We start from the raw sequence: 431 nt of genomic DNA on the forward strand, positions 1-431 counted from the left end.
GCAGCGAATACACGTCGTCGTAGCTGCCGGCCGCGAGCAACTGTCGCGCCTCGTCGGCCAATTGCTGATTGACCCGACGCGCGAGCTGACCGATGCCACTGCCCTCGCCGAAACGGCGCGAGTGCCGCAGCATCACCACTTGCTGCGCCAGCGGATGGGTGCCGTCGTGGTCCTCATGCATACCGCTGCCCTGCAACGACTCGCCACTGACCGACTCCAGCCATTGCCGCGTCTGCGGGCTGTACCAACCGCCCTCGGCGTCACGGCACAGATCGCCCAACACCGCACCGGCCTCGACCGAGGCCAACTGATCCTTGTCGCCCAGCAGCACCAGCCGAGCATGGGCCGGCATGGCGTCGAGCAAGTTCGCCATCATTTCCAGGTCGATCATCGACGCTTCATCGACCACCAGCACATCCAGCGGCAGGCGG

Annotated in this window: 1 protein-coding gene; it reads right to left on the minus strand. The window is 66.1% G+C overall.

What is annotated here, in order from left to right; translation table 11 throughout:
- The coding region (locus J5M56_RS25800) for an AAA family ATPase (RefSeq protein WP_207938158.1) at positions 1-431 on the minus strand (431 nt) is incomplete at both ends.

Source organism: Pseudomonas sp. 51_B (genome assembly GCF_017491595.1).
GTDB classification, from domain to species: domain Bacteria; phylum Pseudomonadota; class Gammaproteobacteria; order Pseudomonadales; family Pseudomonadaceae; genus Aquipseudomonas; species Aquipseudomonas promysalinigenes.